This window comes from Phycicoccus sp. DTK01 (assembly GCF_017312765.1).
Classification (GTDB): domain Bacteria; phylum Actinomycetota; class Actinomycetes; order Actinomycetales; family Dermatophilaceae; genus Phycicoccus; species Phycicoccus jejuensis.
Genome location: NZ_BOPU01000005.1, coordinates 90,832 through 106,472 on the forward strand (window position 1 = coordinate 90,832; position 15,641 = coordinate 106,472).

Consider the following 15,641-nt stretch of genomic DNA (forward strand, 5'->3'; position numbering starts at 1 on the left):
CCCGGCTCAGGCGCCGGGCGCGCAGACGACGCCGCGGTTGCCGTCCGGGTCGGCGAGGACGACCAGCCGGGGAGCCTGGCTGTCGTCGACGACCGTCGCGCCCGCGGCGACGGCGGCGGCGATGCGCGGGCCGGCGGCCTCGGGGGCGACGTAGACCTCCACGTGGACGCGCTGCCCGGCGCGCTCCTCGGCGGGGTCGTCGAACCAGAGGTTGGGGATGCGCTGGGCGGCGTCCCGCACCTCGTCGCCGGGCGTGCCCCGGCCGCGGCTCGCAGGGTCGCCGGTGAGCAGCGCGGCCCAGACCGGGGCGACGCGCGCGGAGTCGGGGGTGTCGAGGCCGAGCTCGAGCACGCTGACGGCGGCCGGGTCGGGGGCGAGGCCCTGCGCGGCGGCGACCTCGGTGATGCGACGGGCGAGGTCGACGTCCTGCTGCGTCATCCACTCGACGACGTGCTCGGTGCCGTCGTCCTCGCGGTAGATCGCGTCCTCGGTGCTCAGCTTGAGGTCGACGACACCCGGGGCGATCGCCACGCGCGGGTGGTGGCCGACCTCGTCCCCCGCCTCGGCGACGGCGGCGACGAAGCGGGCGGCCGCCCCGAAGTCGTCGACGCGGTAGCGGGCGTGCAGCCCCTGGGCCAGCCGGCGCCAGTCGTCGAGCGCGGCCGCGGCGATGTCGTCTCCCCCGAGCATGTCCATGGCGGGCGACCCTAGCCCCGATGTGCCGTGGACGACAGCCCCCGGGAGGGCGGCTCCGGGTCAGGGAGCGACGAGCTCGAACACCTCGAGCGTGGCGTCCATGTACCTGGTGCTCGGGCCGAGGTGGCGCATCCCCAGGCGCCGGCACACGGCCGTCGAGGCGGTGTTCTCGGGGTGGACGACGGCGACGACGCGGGTCAGCCCCCGGGCGAAGGCGTCGTCGAGGATCATCCGTGCCGCCTCGGTGGCGTAGCCGTGGCCCCAGGCGTCGGGGTGCAGGTGCCAGCCGACCTCGACCTCGGGAGGCCCGTCCGTCCGTTCGTCCGTGCTCAGGGGCACGGGCTTGAGGAGGAGGTTGCCGAGCCGGCGCCCGTCGTGGTCGGCGACGAGCCAGACGCCGTGCACGTGGTGCGCGCTGATGGCCCGCCGCCGGTGGATCGACGCCAGCGCCTCGTCGCGCGAGGTCATCGTCGACGGGGCCGCGCCGAGGTGCCGGACGACCTCCCAACGGCCCTCGAGGTCGAGGAGGAAGTCGGCGTCGGCGGGCTCCCAGGGCCGCAGCACGAGCCGCTCCGAGGTGAGGGTGCGCACGGCGCCGACCCTAGCGACGAGGCGCCGGCGCCGGGCGCGTGCCGGATGTCCCCGCAGCCGCCGGGTCGTCCGGCAGCAACCCCGGCGTCCGATCTGCCGGCCTCGCGCGTCCGGAGTGCGGGCAACCTGAGACGACCGGCGGGGTCCATCGATAACATGTGGTCAGCCATCTTCAAACGAGGAGTTATCGATGTCCCTCCACCTCGGCGACACCGCCCCCGACTTCACTGCCGACTCGACGGCCGGCCCGATCAGCTTCCACGCGTGGAAGGACGGCGCTTGGGCCGTGCTGTTCAGCCACCCGGCCGACTTCACGCCCGTCTGCACGACCGAGCTCGGCCGGACCGCGGCGCTCGCCGGGGAGTTCGCCGCGCGCAACGCCAAGCCGATCGCCGTGTCCGTCGACTCGGTCGAGGACCACGGCCGCTGGGTGCCGGACATCGCCGAGGTCGGCGGGGTCGCGGTCGACTTCCCGATCATCGCCGACCAGGACCGCGCCGTCGCGCAGGCCTACGACATGATCCACCCCGGCGAGGGTGACACCTCGACCGTGCGGTCGGTCTTCCTCGTCGACCCCGGCAACAAGGTGCGCCTGACCATCACCTACCCGAAGTCGGTGGGGCGCAACTTCACCGAGATCCTCCGGGCCCTCGACGCGCTCCAGCAGACGGACGCCGCCCCGGTCTCGACGCCGGCCGAGTGGCAGCCGGGCGACCGCGTCATCGTCGCCCCGACGATCTCGACCGACGACGCCCGCGAGCGCTTCGAGAACGTCGACGAGGTCAAGCCCTACCTGCGCTTCGCCGACGCCCCGGCCTGAGCCGGCGGCCGTCCGGCCCGAGACACGAGAACGTCCACGAGACCCCGGCTCCGAGCCGGGGTCTCGTGGACATTTCGGGGTGACCCCGAAAAGGTGAGGTCACCGAAGAGGGCGGGTCAGGACAGGAGCGTCGTGGCCAGCCGCACCGACGTGGCGATGATCGCCACGAGCCCGATGGCCCCGACGACGTTCTGCCACGGCCGGTTGCGCAGGTCACCCATGAGCGAGCGGCGGTTGCTCATGACGAGGATGAGCGCGCCGAGCACCGGGGCCACGAGGACGGTCAGCGACTGCGCGACGACGATGAGCTCGACCGGCGAGCCCTGGAAGAGCAGGGTCGTCGCGAGGCCGAAGGCGAGGATGGCGCCGGTGACGACCTTGGCCGTCGGCGACCCGGACGACGGGCCGCGGCCCAGGGCGTCCGAGAGCATCGTCCCGCCGGCCGTCGCGTTGGCGACCATCGACGAGAACGCGGCGCCCGAGAGCCCGAGCGCGAAGAGCAGCGCGCCCACCGACCCGCCGAGCGGCTCGAAGACCTTGGCGAGGCCGACGATCGTCGTCGCCTTCTCGCCGGTCGCCCCGAGGACGGCCGCCGCGACGACGATGACGAGTGCGGTCATGATGCCGGGGGCGACGATGCCCGGCACGGTGTCGGCCACGGTGACGTCGCGGTACTCGGCCGCGCGGCGACGACGCTCGCGGGTGCAGTACGCCGTGTAGAAGGCGGCGTTGATGGAGAAGTTCGTCCCGACGAGCGCCACGACGAGCACGGTGCTGCCGGCCGGCAGCTCGGGCACGAGCCCGTAGGCGGCCTGTGCCCAGTCCGGCCGGGCGACGAACGCGCTCGTCACGAAGCCGACCGACATGAGCGCGACGACCGCGACGAGCATCCGCTCGACGACCGAGTAGACGTTGCGCGCCAGCAGGACCAGCGCGACGGCGACCGTCGCGAGGATGCTCCAGAGCACGGGCCTGCCGCCGAAGACCATCGACAGCCCGAGACCCGACCCGACCGCGTTGCCGACGGAGAACATCAGCGTGATGCAGAAGACGCCGACGCCGGCGACCCAGCCGGTCGGGCGGCCGAGGTGCTCCTTGATCGAGGTGATGAGCGAGACGGGCGTCCGGATGCCGAGGCGCACGCTCATGTCGGTGTAGACGAGCATGAGCACCGTCGACACGGCGATGACCCAGACGAGGGTGTAGCCGTAGGCGCTGCCGGCCTGGACGGCCGTCGTGAGGTTGCCCGGCCCGAACTGCCAGGCCCCCACGACGAACGCCGGGCCGACGAGGGCGAGCTGCCGGAGGAAGGGCCGCGGACGTCGCGGCTGGTCGTGGTCCGGCGCCGCGGGGGCGGTCGCCGGGCGCGGGGCGGTGCTGGTGTCGGTGCGCTCGCTCATCGCGAGACCTCCTCTGGCGGCGCGGCCGCCGGTCGTCGTTGACCCGGGTGGTGCGCCGGCAGCAGTGTCTCAGCCACTGCGGCCGGTGGGGAGGGTGGCGGGACGGGGGTCCGTCCCGCCACCGGAGGGGTGTGCGGTCAGGCCGGCACGGAGGTGCGCGTGAGCCCGGCGCTCGAGAGGGCGGCGGCGATCTCGGCGTGCGCGCCGTCGGCCAGCGGGAGCAGCGGCGAGCGGACGGTCGCGTGCTCGAGGATGCCGCGGGCGACGAGCCCCTCCTTGAGCGCGACGGTGCCCTCCATGTGCGAGCCGCGGTGGTAGACGGTGCGCGTCACGGGCAGCAGCCGGTCGTGGATGGCGCGGGCCGCCGCGTAGTCGCGCGCCTTGCCGGCCGCGATGAGCTCGACGAGGGGCTCGGGCGCGAGGCCGCCGTAGCCGACGAGCGCGCCGTCGACGTCGAACATCGTGTGGAGCAGGTACTCGTCGTGGCAGGTGAGGACCTGGAGGTCCGGGTGGGCGGCGCGCAGCGCGGGGATCTCGGTGTCCCAGCGGCGCATGTTGCGCACGCCGTTCTTCGTCGCGAAGACCCCCTCCTGGCCCGCGATGTCGATCTGGGTCTCGAGGTCGTAGCTCGCCTTCGTGGCGTCCGGGTACTGGAAGAGGATGAGCGGCAGGCCGCTGGTCTCGAAGATCTCGCGGTAGCGGGCCTGCGGCGCGCCCGGCTGGAAGCCGAAGCGGAGCCAGCCGTGCGAGGGGTAGACGAGGCCGGCCGACGCGCCGGCCTCGACGGCCCGGCGGGCCTCGAGCGCGGCCACGGTGCTGCCCTCGCCGGTGATGCCGGCGATGATCGGCAGCCGGTCGCCGACGGCCTCGCGGAAGGCGCGGATGGTCTGCGCCTGCTCGTCCTGGGTGAGGAACGTGCCCTCCCCGGCGTGGCCGAGGACGACGAGGCCCTTGACCCCCTCGACGGACGCGAGCCAGCCGCCGAGCCGGTGGATGGCCGCCTCGTCGACGGCGCCGTCGCGGGTGAACGGGGTGACGGGGGCGGGGACCAGGCCCCGGAGGTCGAGAGTCATCGGTGACCCTTTCGGTCGAGCGGTGCAATCGTTGCTGGGAACGTTTGCAAGAACGATTGCAACGATGCACCCGCGGCGCGGTACTGTCAAGACATGTCCGAGGGAGATGTCGCATCCGCAGGTCGCGGGGCGACGGCGCTCGACCCGGCGGCCGGAACCCGCGGCCGCGTCGTCACCCTGCGCGACATCGCCGACGAGGCCGGCGTGAGCATCTCGACGGTCAGCCGCGTCCTCGACGAGCGCACCCCCCGCTCCGGCAACGCGACCGCCCAGCGGGTCCGCGAGGTCGCCGACCGGATGGGCTACCGCCGCAACACCGTCGCCTCGGCGCTGCGGCGGGGGAGCACCGGCACCATCGGCGTCGTCGTGCCCCGGCTGACCGACGCCGTCATGGCCATGGTCTACGAGGCGATCGAGCGCGCCGCCCGGGCCCGCGGCCTCTTCGCCGTGGTCACGACGAGCGGGGACGACCCCGACGACGAGCGTGAGGCCGTCGAGACCCTCCTCGACCGCACCGTCGAGGGGCTCGTCCTCGCCTCGGTCCGGCTCGACGACGACCTCCCCGCGCGGCTGCGCACCGCCGGCGTCCCGCACGTCCTCGTCATCCGGACCGACGACGTCAGCCCGAGCTCGCTCGGCGACGACGAGATGGGCGGCTGGCTCGCCACCCGCCACCTGCTGGACCTCGGCCACGAGCGCATCGGGCTCGTCACCGGGCCGGGGTTCGCCTCGAGCGCCCGGGACCGGCTGCGGGGGGCGCGGCGGGCCCTGGAGGAGGCGGGCGTCGAGGTGCCCGAGGGGTGGGTCGTCGGCGACGGCTACCGGACCGAGCACGGCATCGCCGCGGCGGAGCGGCTGTTCGCCGGCCCGGACCGACCGACGGCCGTCTTCGCCGCCAACGACAACCTCGCCCTCGGCGTGATGGCGGTCGCGCACCGGCGCCGGATGGTCGTCGGCGAGGACCTCGCCCTCGTCGGCTACAACGACACCCCGGTCGTCGCCAACCTCTCGGTGCCGATCACCTCCGTGCGCGTCCCGTTCGACCAGATCGCGACGACGGCCCTCGACCTGCTGCTCTCGCCCGGAGGTCGCGGCGGGGTCCGACGGGCGATGCCGACCCTCATCCCGCGGGCCTCCAGCGGCCGACCGCTGCGCTGACGCCGTCCCGTCAGGTGGGGCACCGCCGGCCGCTCGGGACCCCGGTTCGTTCGCGAGACCCCGGTTCGGATCCGGGGTCTCGTGGACATTTCGGGGTGACCCCGAAATGTTGAGGCGCCGGGGTCAGGCGGGGGTGTGCGGGGGGAGGCGGTGGAGCTCCACGTCGTGGATGCCGCCGTCGGCCAGGCGCAGGGTCATCCACGTGAAGTCCGGCTGGCGCCGGCGGTCGGTCGGCGAGCCGGGGTTGAGCAGCCGCAGGCCGTCCTGCGCGGTGTCCCACGGGATGTGGCTGTGCCCGAACACGAGCAGGTCGACGTCCGGGTACGTGACGCGCATCCGCTCCTCGCGGCGCTGCTTCTGGCCGGTCTCGTGGACGACGGCGACGCGCACGCCCTCGATGGTCGCGCGGGCGACCTCGGGCAACCGCGCCCGCAGGCCGGGGCCGTCGTTGTTGCCCCAGCAGGCGAGCAGCCGGGCGCTGCGGGCCTCGAGGGCGTCGAGCGTCGCCTCGTCGACCCAGTCGCCGGCGTGCACGACGAGGTCCGCCGCCTCGACGGCGTCCCAGAGCGGCGCCGGCAGGTCCTTGGCCCGCTTGGGCAGGTGGGTGTCGCTCATGAGCAGCACCCGCGTGCCGGGCTCGCGGCTCATGCGTCTTCCTTCGGGCGGTTGCGGCGGCAGGCCTCCGAGCAGTAGCGCACCTCGTCCCAGTCGCGGGCCCACTTCTTGCGCCAGGCGAACGGCCGGCCGCACGTCGCGCAGACCTTGGTCGGCAGGTCGGCCTTGCGGGTCATCCGCGCCATCGGGCGTCCTGGTCGTGGCGGCGGCTCATCGCCTCACCGTACGTCGCCGCGTGCGGACAGCGGCAGCTCGCGTGCGGTCCATCGACGCCGCAGCCAGCGGTCGTGCGACGCGACGAGCACCGTCGCCGGCGACGCGTCGACCGCCTCCTCGAGCTCGTCGACGAGGGTGAGCGACAGGTGGTTCGTCGGCTCGTCGAGGAGGAGGACGTCCGGGCGGTCCAGGACGACGAGGGCGAGGGCGAGGCGTCGCTGCTGGCCGAGGCTGAGGTCGCCGACCGGGCGGGCGGCGTCGCGCGGGTGGACGAGCCCGAGCGGCAGGAGCGCGGCCCGCGCGTCGTCCTCGGCGAGGCCCTGCTGCGCGGCGACGAGCTGCTGGGGGCTGCGCCGCGGGTCGTCGAAGACGGTGTCCTGCGCGAGGCGCGCCACCCGGCCGCCGACGTCGACGCCGCGGTGCCGCGGGGCGTCCTCGAGGGCGCGCAGCAGCGTGGACTTGCCGCAGCCGTTGGGCCCGGTGACGAGCAGGTGCTCGCCGGGCGCGACGTCGAGCCGCGCGAGCCGGAGGCGTCCGGGCACGTGGAGGTCGCGGACCCGCACGCCCGAGGACGGCGCGCCCCCGCGGCCGAGGTCGATGTCCAGCCTCAGCCGCGCCGGGGGACGCGGCACGGGGTCGGCGACGATGCGCTCGAGGCGCCGCTCGGCGTCCTTGGCCCGGCGGCGGGCGGCGGTCTGTACGCGCGAGCCCTTGAACGCGTGGATGAACTTGTCGTTGTCGGTCGGGCCCCGGCCGTGGGCGACGCCGCCCTCGCGGGTGACGGCCCGCTCGCGCAGGTCCGCGACGAGCTCGCGCTCCTCGAGCCACTGCTCCTCCCAGCGCCGGCGGGCGGCCGCCTTCGCCGCCCGGTAGTCGGCGAAGGAGCCGGTCCAGGACGCCCCGCCGACACCGTCCGTGCCGCGGTGGCGCGGGTCGAGGTCGACGACGCCGGTGCAGGCCCGCTCGAGCAGCACCCGGTCGTGGCTCGCGACGAGCACGGCTCCCGGCATCGACGAAAGCTCGGACTCGAGGAACTCGAGCGCGGCGTCGTCGAGGTGGTTGGTCGGCTCGTCGAGGAGCAATGCGTCCGGGCGGCGCACGAGGAGCGCCGCGAGGGCGAGGCGGGCGCGCTCGCCGCCGCTCGTCCGCGCGACGAGCCGGTCGTGGGGGATGCGCTCCAGCCCGAGCGCGTGCGCCGCCACCTCGGCCCGGCGGTCGGCGTCCCACGCGTCGCGCGCGACGGCCCGGGCCAGGGCGTGGTCGTAGGCCGCCGAGGTCGTGGCGTCGTCCGGCCGCGTGGCGAGGTCGGTGGCGAGCCGCTCGACGTCGGCGGCCAGGCGGTGCAGCGGCGCGAGGGCCGCGCGCAGCACGGCGCCGACGGTCGCGGACGGGTCGAGCCCGGAGTCCTGCGGGAGGTACCCGAGGTCGTCGGGGACGCCCGCCGACCCCGACGTCGGGGCGAGCCGGCCGGCGAGGCAGGCGAGGAGCGTCGACTTGCCGGAGCCGTTCTCGCCGACGAGCCCGACGCGATGGCCGGGCGGGACGGTGAGCGAGACGCCGTCGAGGACGAGGCGGCCGTCGACGGCGTAGGACAGGTCGCGGACGACGAGGGGGGAGGATGCTGGCACGGGGACTCCACGCGGTGGTGCTTGCGTGCTCGCCGGGCGGTGCCTCGGGCGCGAGCAGGGCGTGGGTCAGTGCTTCATGGTCCGACCACGGTACCCCGGCGCCACCGGATGGTCGCAACCACTTTCGTCCCCTTCGCCCCCCGGACGCAGGTGCGGGCTACACCGCAGTCATTGCTGCTGTGGCGACACTTACTGCGGTGTAGCCCGCGATGGGTGGTGCGGGTGGCGGGTTCTCACCGGTGTCGAGTGCGGAAGTGGCCGCCGGAGCAACCACGTCCGCACTCGACTCCGATGGGGCGGGGGTCAGCGGGGGCCGGCCATCGACGCCAACGTGCCGCCGGCCCGGTCGAGCCAGCCGACGTAGACGCGGGTGTTGCTCCCGCCCCGCCGGTCGAGGTCGACCGTGATGCCGCGCTCGGTGGCGCCGCCGATCGTGACGGTGCGGGACCCGATGGTGCCCTTGCCGTCGACGACGTAGACGTGCGCCGTCCCGGCGGCGTTGGCGTGCAGGCGGACCCACGCGGTGTCCTTCGAGGTCGAGACGCGCTCGACCCATCCGGCGCGCTGCGGCGTGCTCGCGGGGCCACCGGCCAGCGGCACGTCGTTGCGCACCGCCTGCTCGAGCGACGGCGGGCTGTCGAGCGAGGACAGCGCCGTGCGCGGGATCACCGGCTCCGGCGCTTCGGTCGGACGGTCAGCCGGCGGGGTGTAGCCCGGCAGCGTCGCGACGCCCCAGCGGTACGGGTCGCCCTGCACGCCGCCCCAGGTCGACCAGCCGATGCGGGTCTGGCCGGTCTTGTCCTGGGTGTCGGAGTCGTAGACGAACAGGTCGAGCCCGAGGTGCTCGGGGTCGACCGCGCCGGGGAGCTCCGACATCGGGATGGACACCTCGACGGTGTAGCCGTCGTAGGGCTCGTTCACCGTCGACGCCACCTTCATGCCGGGAGCGGTCTCGGCCGCCGGGCCCTGGTGGTTGTCGGCGTCGCGCAGGCCGCACGCCGGACCCTCCGCCGTGGCGGGGAGGACGGCTGCCTTGAACGTCGTCGACGTGTTCTCGCTGTCGCCCCGCGGGTCGATCGCGATCTCGACCGAGTCGGTGCGCCAGTGCCGCTTGCAGTCCGCGGTGTCGAGCCGGGTGCCGAGCACGTCGTCGGTCACGTGCACGAGGACGTTGAGCGTGTCCTCGTGCCAGGCGACCTTCGCCGTGGCCGAGCAGTCGGCGGCCGAGGAGCAGGCCGTCCCCTCCCAGAGGCGGGAGATGTCGATGGCCTCACCGGGGTACTCGCCCGGCGACTCGGTGCCGTCGACCACCGGTGCGGCGGAGGCCTCCTCGATCGTCGTCGTCGGGACGATCTCGAGGGCGCCACCGGCCGTCGAGGTGCCCGCCCGGGTCGTCGTGACGATCCGGTAGGCGTAGTCACCGGCCGCGGCGCCGGGGGTGCCGCCCTGGTTGGAGGTCGGGAGGGAGGCGTCGGTGTTGGTGACGGTGAACGTCACGCTGCCGTCCGCCCCGGCCGCCAGCGGCCCGTAGTCGGCGCTCGCCGGCTCGGCGGAGAAGCCGTCGGGCAGCTCGAGGGCCACCGTGCCGGCATCCGGGCGGGTGCCGTTGTTGTGCAGGTCGACCCGCACCTCACGGCTCTTGCCGGAGGCGATGGGCAGGACCGGCGTGACGGTGCCGCTCAGCTGGGGCTCGTCGGCCGTCGCCGGGGCCCACCGCTCGAAGTCGGCGACCTGCGGCAGCAGCTGCTGGCGCGCCGAGACCGTCGGGACGACCTCGACGACGCGGTCCGAGTAGCCGGACCCGATCTTCGTCGAGAGGCGGGCGGCGACGCGCGCCCGCTGGCCGGCGTCGGCGTCGGCCGCCGGGGTGACCGTGAACGTGCGGGTGACGGTGCGCCCGGGCTTCACGGTGCCGAGGTCACGTCGGCCGGTCGCGGTCCAGCCGTCGGGCAGGTCGAGCCGGACGGAGGCACCCGGCAGGGCGCGACGGGGCGCCGTGACGGAGACCGTCGCCTCGAACGACCGGCCGGGCAGGACACCGAAGAGGTCGGTGTCGACGCGCAGGCCGGTGCCCAGCGGGACGGTGCCCGGTGCGTGCACCGTGGACCCGGCGAGCGCCGACCAGGAGCGCTGCGCCGCAGCGGTGCCCGGCTCGGCGAACGGCACGCGCGAGTCGACCTGGCGGAAGACGTCGCAGCCGATCTTCGTCGGGTCGGTCGGCACGTCGGGGAAGCCGGCCCAGCCCTGGGAGGCGTACTGGCGCTGCGCGTCGCGCTCGACGGCGGCCCAGGTGCGGCCGTCCGGCGAGGTGGCGCCGGCCCACACGCCGTAGACCGTCTGGGTCGGGTCCTTCGGGGCGAGCTGCGCCATGCACTGCTCACCGGTCGGGGCGGTGGCCGACCCGCGCATCATCAGCTTGTCGGGCGAGAACGGCCGCAGGCCCTCCGTGCGGATCTGCTCCGGGTAGCGCGTCGGGTCGCCCGCGGCCGCGAAGGCCTCGGTCGCGAGGCGCGCGGCCTCCTGGTGGTTGCCGTGGTTGCCGGGAGACGGCGCGGGGTCCATCGTGAAGAGGATCTCGGGGCGGGTCTCGCGGATGACCCGGACGACCTTGCCGAGGACCTCGTCGTGGTCCCAGACCTCCTGGGTCAGCGGGTCGCTGACGGTGTAGTAGAAGTCGACCTCGTCGAGGTTGAAGATGTCGGTGATGCCCGCCCGACCGACGGCCGAGCGCTCCTCCTTCTCGCGCAGGAGGCCGAGCGGCGGGCCCTCCTCGGGGCCGACCGCGTTGCCGCCGCCCTCGCCGCGCGTCACGGTGACGACGCCGGTGCGCAGGTGGTTGTCGTGACCCCACTGCCCGTAGGCCGACAGCGAGCCGGCCTCGTCGTCGGGGTGCGCGCCGATGAACAGCGCCCCGAGGTCGACCGGCTTCCCGGCGGACGTCGTCGAGGTCGGCGGGCGCGAGGAGTGTCCTCCGCCGTGGTGGTCACCGGACGTGGTCGCCGCGGCGGCCCCCGCCCCGGTGAGCGCGAGCGCGACGGTGGTGGCGAGCGTCGCCACCCTCCGCGCGGACGCGCGTGGTCTGCTGACGTGCGTGGTCATCGTTGACCCCAATCCCTGTCGGTGGTGCGGAATCCCCTGCCCTACTCCCGGACTGCTCCTTCGAGCATCCCGGCGATGAAGTGGCGCTGCAGGAACAGGTAGAGCACGACCACCGGGGTCGCGACGATGCAGGCACCGGCCGCGAGGAGGGTGAAGCCCTGCGTGTACTGCCCCTGGAAGAACGCCAGCCCGAGCGGCGCGGTGCGCAGCGACTCGGAGACGACCATGACGAGGGGGACGAGGAACTCGTTCCACGTCCACATGAAAGTGAGCACGGTGAGCGTGACGACCGCCGGCCGGGCGAGCGGCACGAGCACCTGCCAGAGGATGCGCCACGTCGAGGCGCCGTCGAGCCGGGCGGCCTCGACGACGGACCGGTTCGCGGAGCGGAACCACGCCCGCATCCAGAAGGTGCCGAACGCCACGGACTGCGCGACCTGCGGCAGCAGCAGCGCCCAGATGGTGTCGGTGAGCCCGAGCGCGCGCAGGTCGTAGTACAGCGGCACGAGCACGGCCTCGCTCGGCATCATGATGCCGACGAGGAAGACGTAGAACAGCACCGTCGCCCCGCGGAAGCGCATCGTCCCGAGGGCGTAGCCGGCGAGGAGCGAGAAGACGACGCTGACGACGACGACCGTGCTCGAGACGAGGAGGCTGGTGCGCAGGTAGCTGCCGAACCGGCCCTGGTTCCAGGCGGTCACGAAGTTCTCGGGGTGCAGGCCGAGGACGCCGGCGCCCACGGTGCCGCCCGCGGCGTCGTCCGGCCCGAGGGCCGCGACGACGACCCCGAGGATCGGCCACAGCGCGAAGACGGCGAAGGCCGCGAGGATGACGTAGTTGGTGGCGCGCTCGGCGCGGGAGACGCGCATCAGCGGTCCCGCTCCGCGATCCGGGTGATGCCGAACGAGATCGCGAAGATGATGACCGTCAGCACGACGGCGATGGCGGCGGCCGACCCGACACGCCCCTGCTGGAAGGCGCGGTTGTAGACCTCGTACGACGGCACCGAGGTGCTCGTGCCGGGCCCGCCTCGGGTCGTCACGTAGACGAGGTCGAAGGTGCGCAGCGCCGCGATCACGGTGAGCGTCAGGGCGACCGCGATCTCGCCACGCAGCGCCGGCAGCGTGACGACGAAGAACTCACGCACCGCGCCGGCGCCGTCGAGCCGGGCGGCCTCGTAGAGCTCGGTGGGGATCTTGCCCATCCCGGCGAGCAGCAGCACGGTGACGAGGCCGATCTCGAACCACGTGCCGATGAGGCCGACCGCCGGCAGCGCGGCGGTGTAGTCGCCGAGCCAGCCGCGGGTCAGGGCGTCGAGACCGATCGCCGACAGCAGGTCGTTGATGCTGCCGTCGGGCGCGTACATCCGGCGCCAGGCCACGGCGATGACGACCATCGCGACGACCTGCGGCAGGAAGACGACGGTGCGGAAGAAGGCGAGGCCGCGGACCTTGGCGCGCCCGAGGACGGCGGCGAGCACGAGGCCGACGACGAGCGGCAGCAGCGCGTAGAACGCGATGAGGACGAGGGCGTGCCCGAAGGACGCGCGCAGGGCCGGGTCGCCGACGACCTCGACGTAGTTGTCGAGGCCCGCCCAGGTCGCCAGCGTGTTGCCGTTCCAGTCGTAGAGCGAGATCTGGACGGCGCGCAGGAGCGGGTAGAGGAGGAAGGCCGCGTAGACGAGGAGCGCCGGCAGGACGTAGAGCCAGCCGACGGCGCGCGGCTCCCCGGGGGGCCCGCCGCGGCGTCGGCGGCGGGTCCCCTCGGGGGTGCGGGCGCGGCTGGGTGCCGCGGTCGCGGTGTCGCTCATCCGTTCTGGGCGACGAAGTCGCCGTAGTCCTTCTGCACCGTCTCGAGGAACTGCTCGGGCGTGGCCTTCTTCGCGAGGAGGTCCTGCAGGGCCGCGCCGAGAGTGTCGGACATCGTCGGCGTCGCGTAGTCGAGGTACGGGACGAGCGAGTCGTCGTCGACGGCGGTGCCGAAGGCGGTGAACACGTCCTGCCCGATCGCGCTCGGCGCCTTCTGGTCGGCGGTGTCGGCGACCGGCAGGTTCTCGGTCTTCGCGAGGACGCCCATCGCGTCCTTGTTCGTGATGAAGTCGATGTAGGCCGCGGCCGCGTCGGGGTTCTTCGTCTTGCTCGAGACCGCCCACGGGATGCCCGTGCCGCCGGTGGCGACGGGCGCCTGCTGGGCCTTCGGCGGCAGGACGAAGGTGACGTCGTCGCCCATCGCCTTGCCGAGGTCGGCCTGCAGCCAGGTGCCGGCGATGAGGTAGGCGCCGGTGCCCTTGCTGAACTGCTGCCAGGCGGGGTCGTAGCCGAGGCCGTTGACGTCCTTGGAGAAGTAGCCCTTGTCGACCCAGTCGACGAGCGTCTGCGCGGCCTTCGTGTTCTCGGCGGTGGTCCAGCTGCCGCCGGACTGGCCGAAGCCGAGGGTCCGGATCTGGTCGGCCGGCGTGGTCTGCGCCTGGACGGTGCCGAAGACGTGGATGGCGGGCCACTTGTCGAGGTTGCCGAGGACGAGCGGCTGCTCGCCGGCGTCCTTGACCTTCTGGAGGCTCGCCTCGAAGCCGGCCCAGTCGGTCGGGACCTCGGAGACACCGGCCTTCGCGAGGACGGCCTTGTCCGCGTAGACGCCGACGACCTCGCCGACCTGCGGCAGGCCGTAGAGGTTGCCGGTGCCGAAGGTCTTGCCGTCGGGCGAGTAGCTCGAGTACTTGCGGACCGACTCGGGGTAGCGGTCGGTCCAGCCGTAGGCGTCGGCGTAGCGGTCGAGCGGCAGGAGCTGCCCGGCCTGGACGAACTTGCCCATGTCCGGGCGCCCGTTGTTGGCCTGGAAGACGTCCGGGGCGTCGTTGCCCGAGAGGGCCAGGCCGAGGGTGGTCTTGAGGTCGTCGAACGAGCGCGAGACGCGCTTGAGCGTGATGTTCGGGTACTTCGCCTGGAACTCCTTGTTGAGCTCCTCGATCTGCGCGGCCTGGCCGCCGCGGACCTCCTGGTCCCAGACGGTCAGGGTGACCTGGCCGAGCGACGCGGGGTCGGTGTTGACCGTCCCGGTCGGGGCGGCGCTGGACCCCGTGCCGTCGCTGCCCGACCCGGGCGTGCAGGCGGTGAGGGCCAGGGCGCCCAGGGCGCCGACGGCGATCAGGCGGGTGGTGGGTCGTCTCCTCATGCGGGTGCTCCTCGGTGGATGACGGTGCCGCGGGGGTATCCCTCGACGTCGACGTGGCGGGCGATGGTGGCGGTGGCGCGGCGCCCGGCGCCGACGGGGACGTCCTGGACGAGGTCGTCGAGGAACGCGTACCGGCGGCGGACCGAGCGGTGGTAGCTGTCGGTGGCCTCACCGTCGCGCAGGTGGTGCCACCAGTCGGCGATGTCGCCCCAGCCGGGGGCGGCGAGCGAGCCGCCGAAGTGCTGCACGGCGAGTGCCGAGCACAGCGCGGCGAACGAGATGCGCTGCTGGAGAGGCCACTCCGCGAGGGTCCCGAGGACGACGGCGGCCCCGAAGACGTCACCGGCGCCGGTGGGGTCGAGGGCGTCGACGCGCAGCGCGGGGACGACCGCCTCCTCCCCGGTGCGCGAGTCGATGGCCAGCGCGCCCTCCTCGCCGTTGGTGACGACGGCGAGCGGCACGAGGTCGGCGAGCGCGTAGAGCGCCTCGCTCGGGGTGCGGGTGCGGGTGTAGGCCATCGCCTCGACGGCGTTGGGCAGGAACGCGTCGCACGTGCCGAGCTGGTCGAGCACGGTGCGTGGCCACGTGCCGCTGGGGTCCCAGCCGACGTCGGCGAACACGAGCGCGCCCTGCGCCCGGGCCTTCTCGACCCATGTCGGCTCGTCGGCGTCGACGAGCAGCCGGTCGGGCGCGAGCTCGGCCATGACGGCGCGGCTGCGCGGCGGCTCGCCGATGAGGGCGGTCGCGTCGAGGGGCGGCGGGTGGCCGTGGCTGACCATCCCGCGGTCGCGGGCGACGGCCATCGAGACGGTGACCGGCGAGTGCCAGCCCTCGAAGCGGCGCGAGCGGGAGAGGTCGACGCCCTCCTCGTCGGCGAGGGTCTCCCAGCAGAAGTCGCCGTAGGCGTCGTCGCCGAACGCGGCGGCGAGCGAGGTGTTGAGGCCGAGCCGCCGGGCGGCGACGGCGAGGTTCGCGATGCCGCCGGGGCACGAGCCCATCCCCGTGGCCCACACCTCCTGGCCGCCGTCGGGCAGCGCGTCGAGGCCGGTCATGATGATGTCGAGGAAGACCGTGCCCCAGACGAGGACGTCGATCTGCGGGGCGTCGTCGGCCCGCTGCACGGCGAGCGGGTCGAAGGCCGGGGACGGCACGGCGGGCTCCTCGGGTCAGCGGG

The 15,641-nt window shown here is 74.1% G+C and carries 14 protein-coding genes; 2 read left to right on the forward strand and 12 right to left on the reverse strand.

The window, feature by feature from the left end; all coding sequences use genetic code 11:
- Positions 1 to 6 precede the first annotated feature (6 nt).
- Both J3473_RS12305 and J3473_RS12310 read right to left on the reverse strand, forming a co-directional pair.
- Positions 7 to 696: a VOC family protein gene (locus tag J3473_RS12305; protein WP_207023832.1), complete on the reverse strand. Its 690-nt coding sequence runs from the start codon at positions 694 to 696 to the stop codon at positions 7 to 9.
- Between the two features lie 60 nt (positions 697 to 756).
- Positions 757 to 1,287 carry a GNAT family N-acetyltransferase gene (locus J3473_RS12310; protein WP_207023835.1) on the reverse strand — a complete coding sequence of 177 codons (531 nt, stop codon included), beginning with the start codon at positions 1,285 to 1,287 and terminating at the stop codon, positions 757 to 759.
- 190 nt (positions 1,288 to 1,477) lie between these two features.
- Between J3473_RS12310 and J3473_RS12315 the strand changes: the two genes are divergently transcribed.
- Entirely contained in the window at positions 1,478 to 2,107 is a 630-nt protein-coding gene (locus tag J3473_RS12315) for a peroxiredoxin (RefSeq protein ID WP_030527169.1), read from the forward strand.
- A 116-nt stretch (positions 2,108 to 2,223) separates the two neighbouring features.
- Here J3473_RS12315 and J3473_RS12320 read toward each other — a convergent pair whose 3' ends face one another.
- A complete protein-coding gene (locus tag J3473_RS12320) occupies positions 2,224 to 3,507 on the reverse strand; it encodes an Nramp family divalent metal transporter (protein ID WP_207023837.1) in 1,284 nt (427 codons plus the stop codon).
- A gap of 137 nt (positions 3,508 to 3,644) precedes the next feature.
- Positions 3,645 to 4,580: a dihydrodipicolinate synthase family protein gene (locus J3473_RS12325; RefSeq protein ID WP_207023840.1), complete on the reverse strand. Its 936-nt coding sequence runs from the start codon at positions 4,578 to 4,580 to the stop codon at positions 3,645 to 3,647.
- A 93-nt stretch (positions 4,581 to 4,673) separates the two neighbouring features.
- Here J3473_RS12325 and J3473_RS12330 point away from each other — a divergent pair, with 93 nt between their 5' ends.
- Positions 4,674 to 5,738, forward strand: coding sequence for a LacI family DNA-binding transcriptional regulator (locus J3473_RS12330; protein ID WP_207023842.1), 1,065 nt, complete (start codon positions 4,674 to 4,676; stop codon positions 5,736 to 5,738).
- A gap of 123 nt (positions 5,739 to 5,861) precedes the next feature.
- On the opposite strand, the gene J3473_RS12335 is transcribed toward J3473_RS12330, so the two are convergent.
- The 8 genes from J3473_RS12335 to J3473_RS12370 form a co-directional block, all read right to left on the reverse strand.
- Entirely contained in the window at positions 5,862 to 6,386 is a 525-nt protein-coding gene (locus J3473_RS12335) for a metallophosphoesterase (RefSeq protein ID WP_030527168.1), read from the reverse strand.
- The gene (locus J3473_RS12340) at positions 6,383 to 6,538 is read right to left on the reverse strand and encodes a DUF2256 domain-containing protein (RefSeq protein ID WP_207023844.1); all 156 of its coding nucleotides are present in this window, start codon (positions 6,536 to 6,538) and stop codon (positions 6,383 to 6,385) included. The genes J3473_RS12335 and J3473_RS12340 overlap by 4 nt, the downstream gene beginning before the upstream one ends.
- A gap of 33 nt (positions 6,539 to 6,571) precedes the next feature.
- A complete protein-coding gene (locus tag J3473_RS12345) occupies positions 6,572 to 8,197 on the reverse strand; it encodes an ABC-F family ATP-binding cassette domain-containing protein (protein WP_207023846.1) in 1,626 nt (541 codons plus the stop codon).
- Between the two features lie 303 nt (positions 8,198 to 8,500).
- Positions 8,501 to 11,296 carry a sugar-binding protein gene (locus J3473_RS12350; RefSeq protein WP_207023848.1) on the reverse strand — a complete coding sequence of 932 codons (2,796 nt, stop codon included), beginning with the start codon at positions 11,294 to 11,296 and terminating at the stop codon, positions 8,501 to 8,503.
- A gap of 41 nt (positions 11,297 to 11,337) precedes the next feature.
- Positions 11,338 to 12,165: a carbohydrate ABC transporter permease gene (locus J3473_RS12355; protein WP_030527165.1), complete on the reverse strand. Its 828-nt coding sequence runs from the start codon at positions 12,163 to 12,165 to the stop codon at positions 11,338 to 11,340.
- Positions 12,165 to 13,106 carry a carbohydrate ABC transporter permease gene (locus J3473_RS12360; protein WP_030527164.1) on the reverse strand — a complete coding sequence of 314 codons (942 nt, stop codon included), beginning with the start codon at positions 13,104 to 13,106 and terminating at the stop codon, positions 12,165 to 12,167. Before J3473_RS12360 ends, J3473_RS12355 begins: the two co-directional genes overlap by 1 nt.
- Positions 13,103 to 14,467 carry an extracellular solute-binding protein gene (locus J3473_RS12365; protein ID WP_207023850.1) on the reverse strand — a complete coding sequence of 455 codons (1,365 nt, stop codon included), beginning with the start codon at positions 14,465 to 14,467 and terminating at the stop codon, positions 13,103 to 13,105. The genes J3473_RS12360 and J3473_RS12365 overlap by 4 nt, the downstream gene beginning before the upstream one ends.
- Positions 14,464 to 15,618: a carbohydrate kinase family protein gene (locus tag J3473_RS12370; protein WP_207023851.1), complete on the reverse strand. Its 1,155-nt coding sequence runs from the start codon at positions 15,616 to 15,618 to the stop codon at positions 14,464 to 14,466. The genes J3473_RS12365 and J3473_RS12370 overlap by 4 nt, the downstream gene beginning before the upstream one ends.
- Positions 15,619 to 15,641 lie beyond the last annotated feature (23 nt).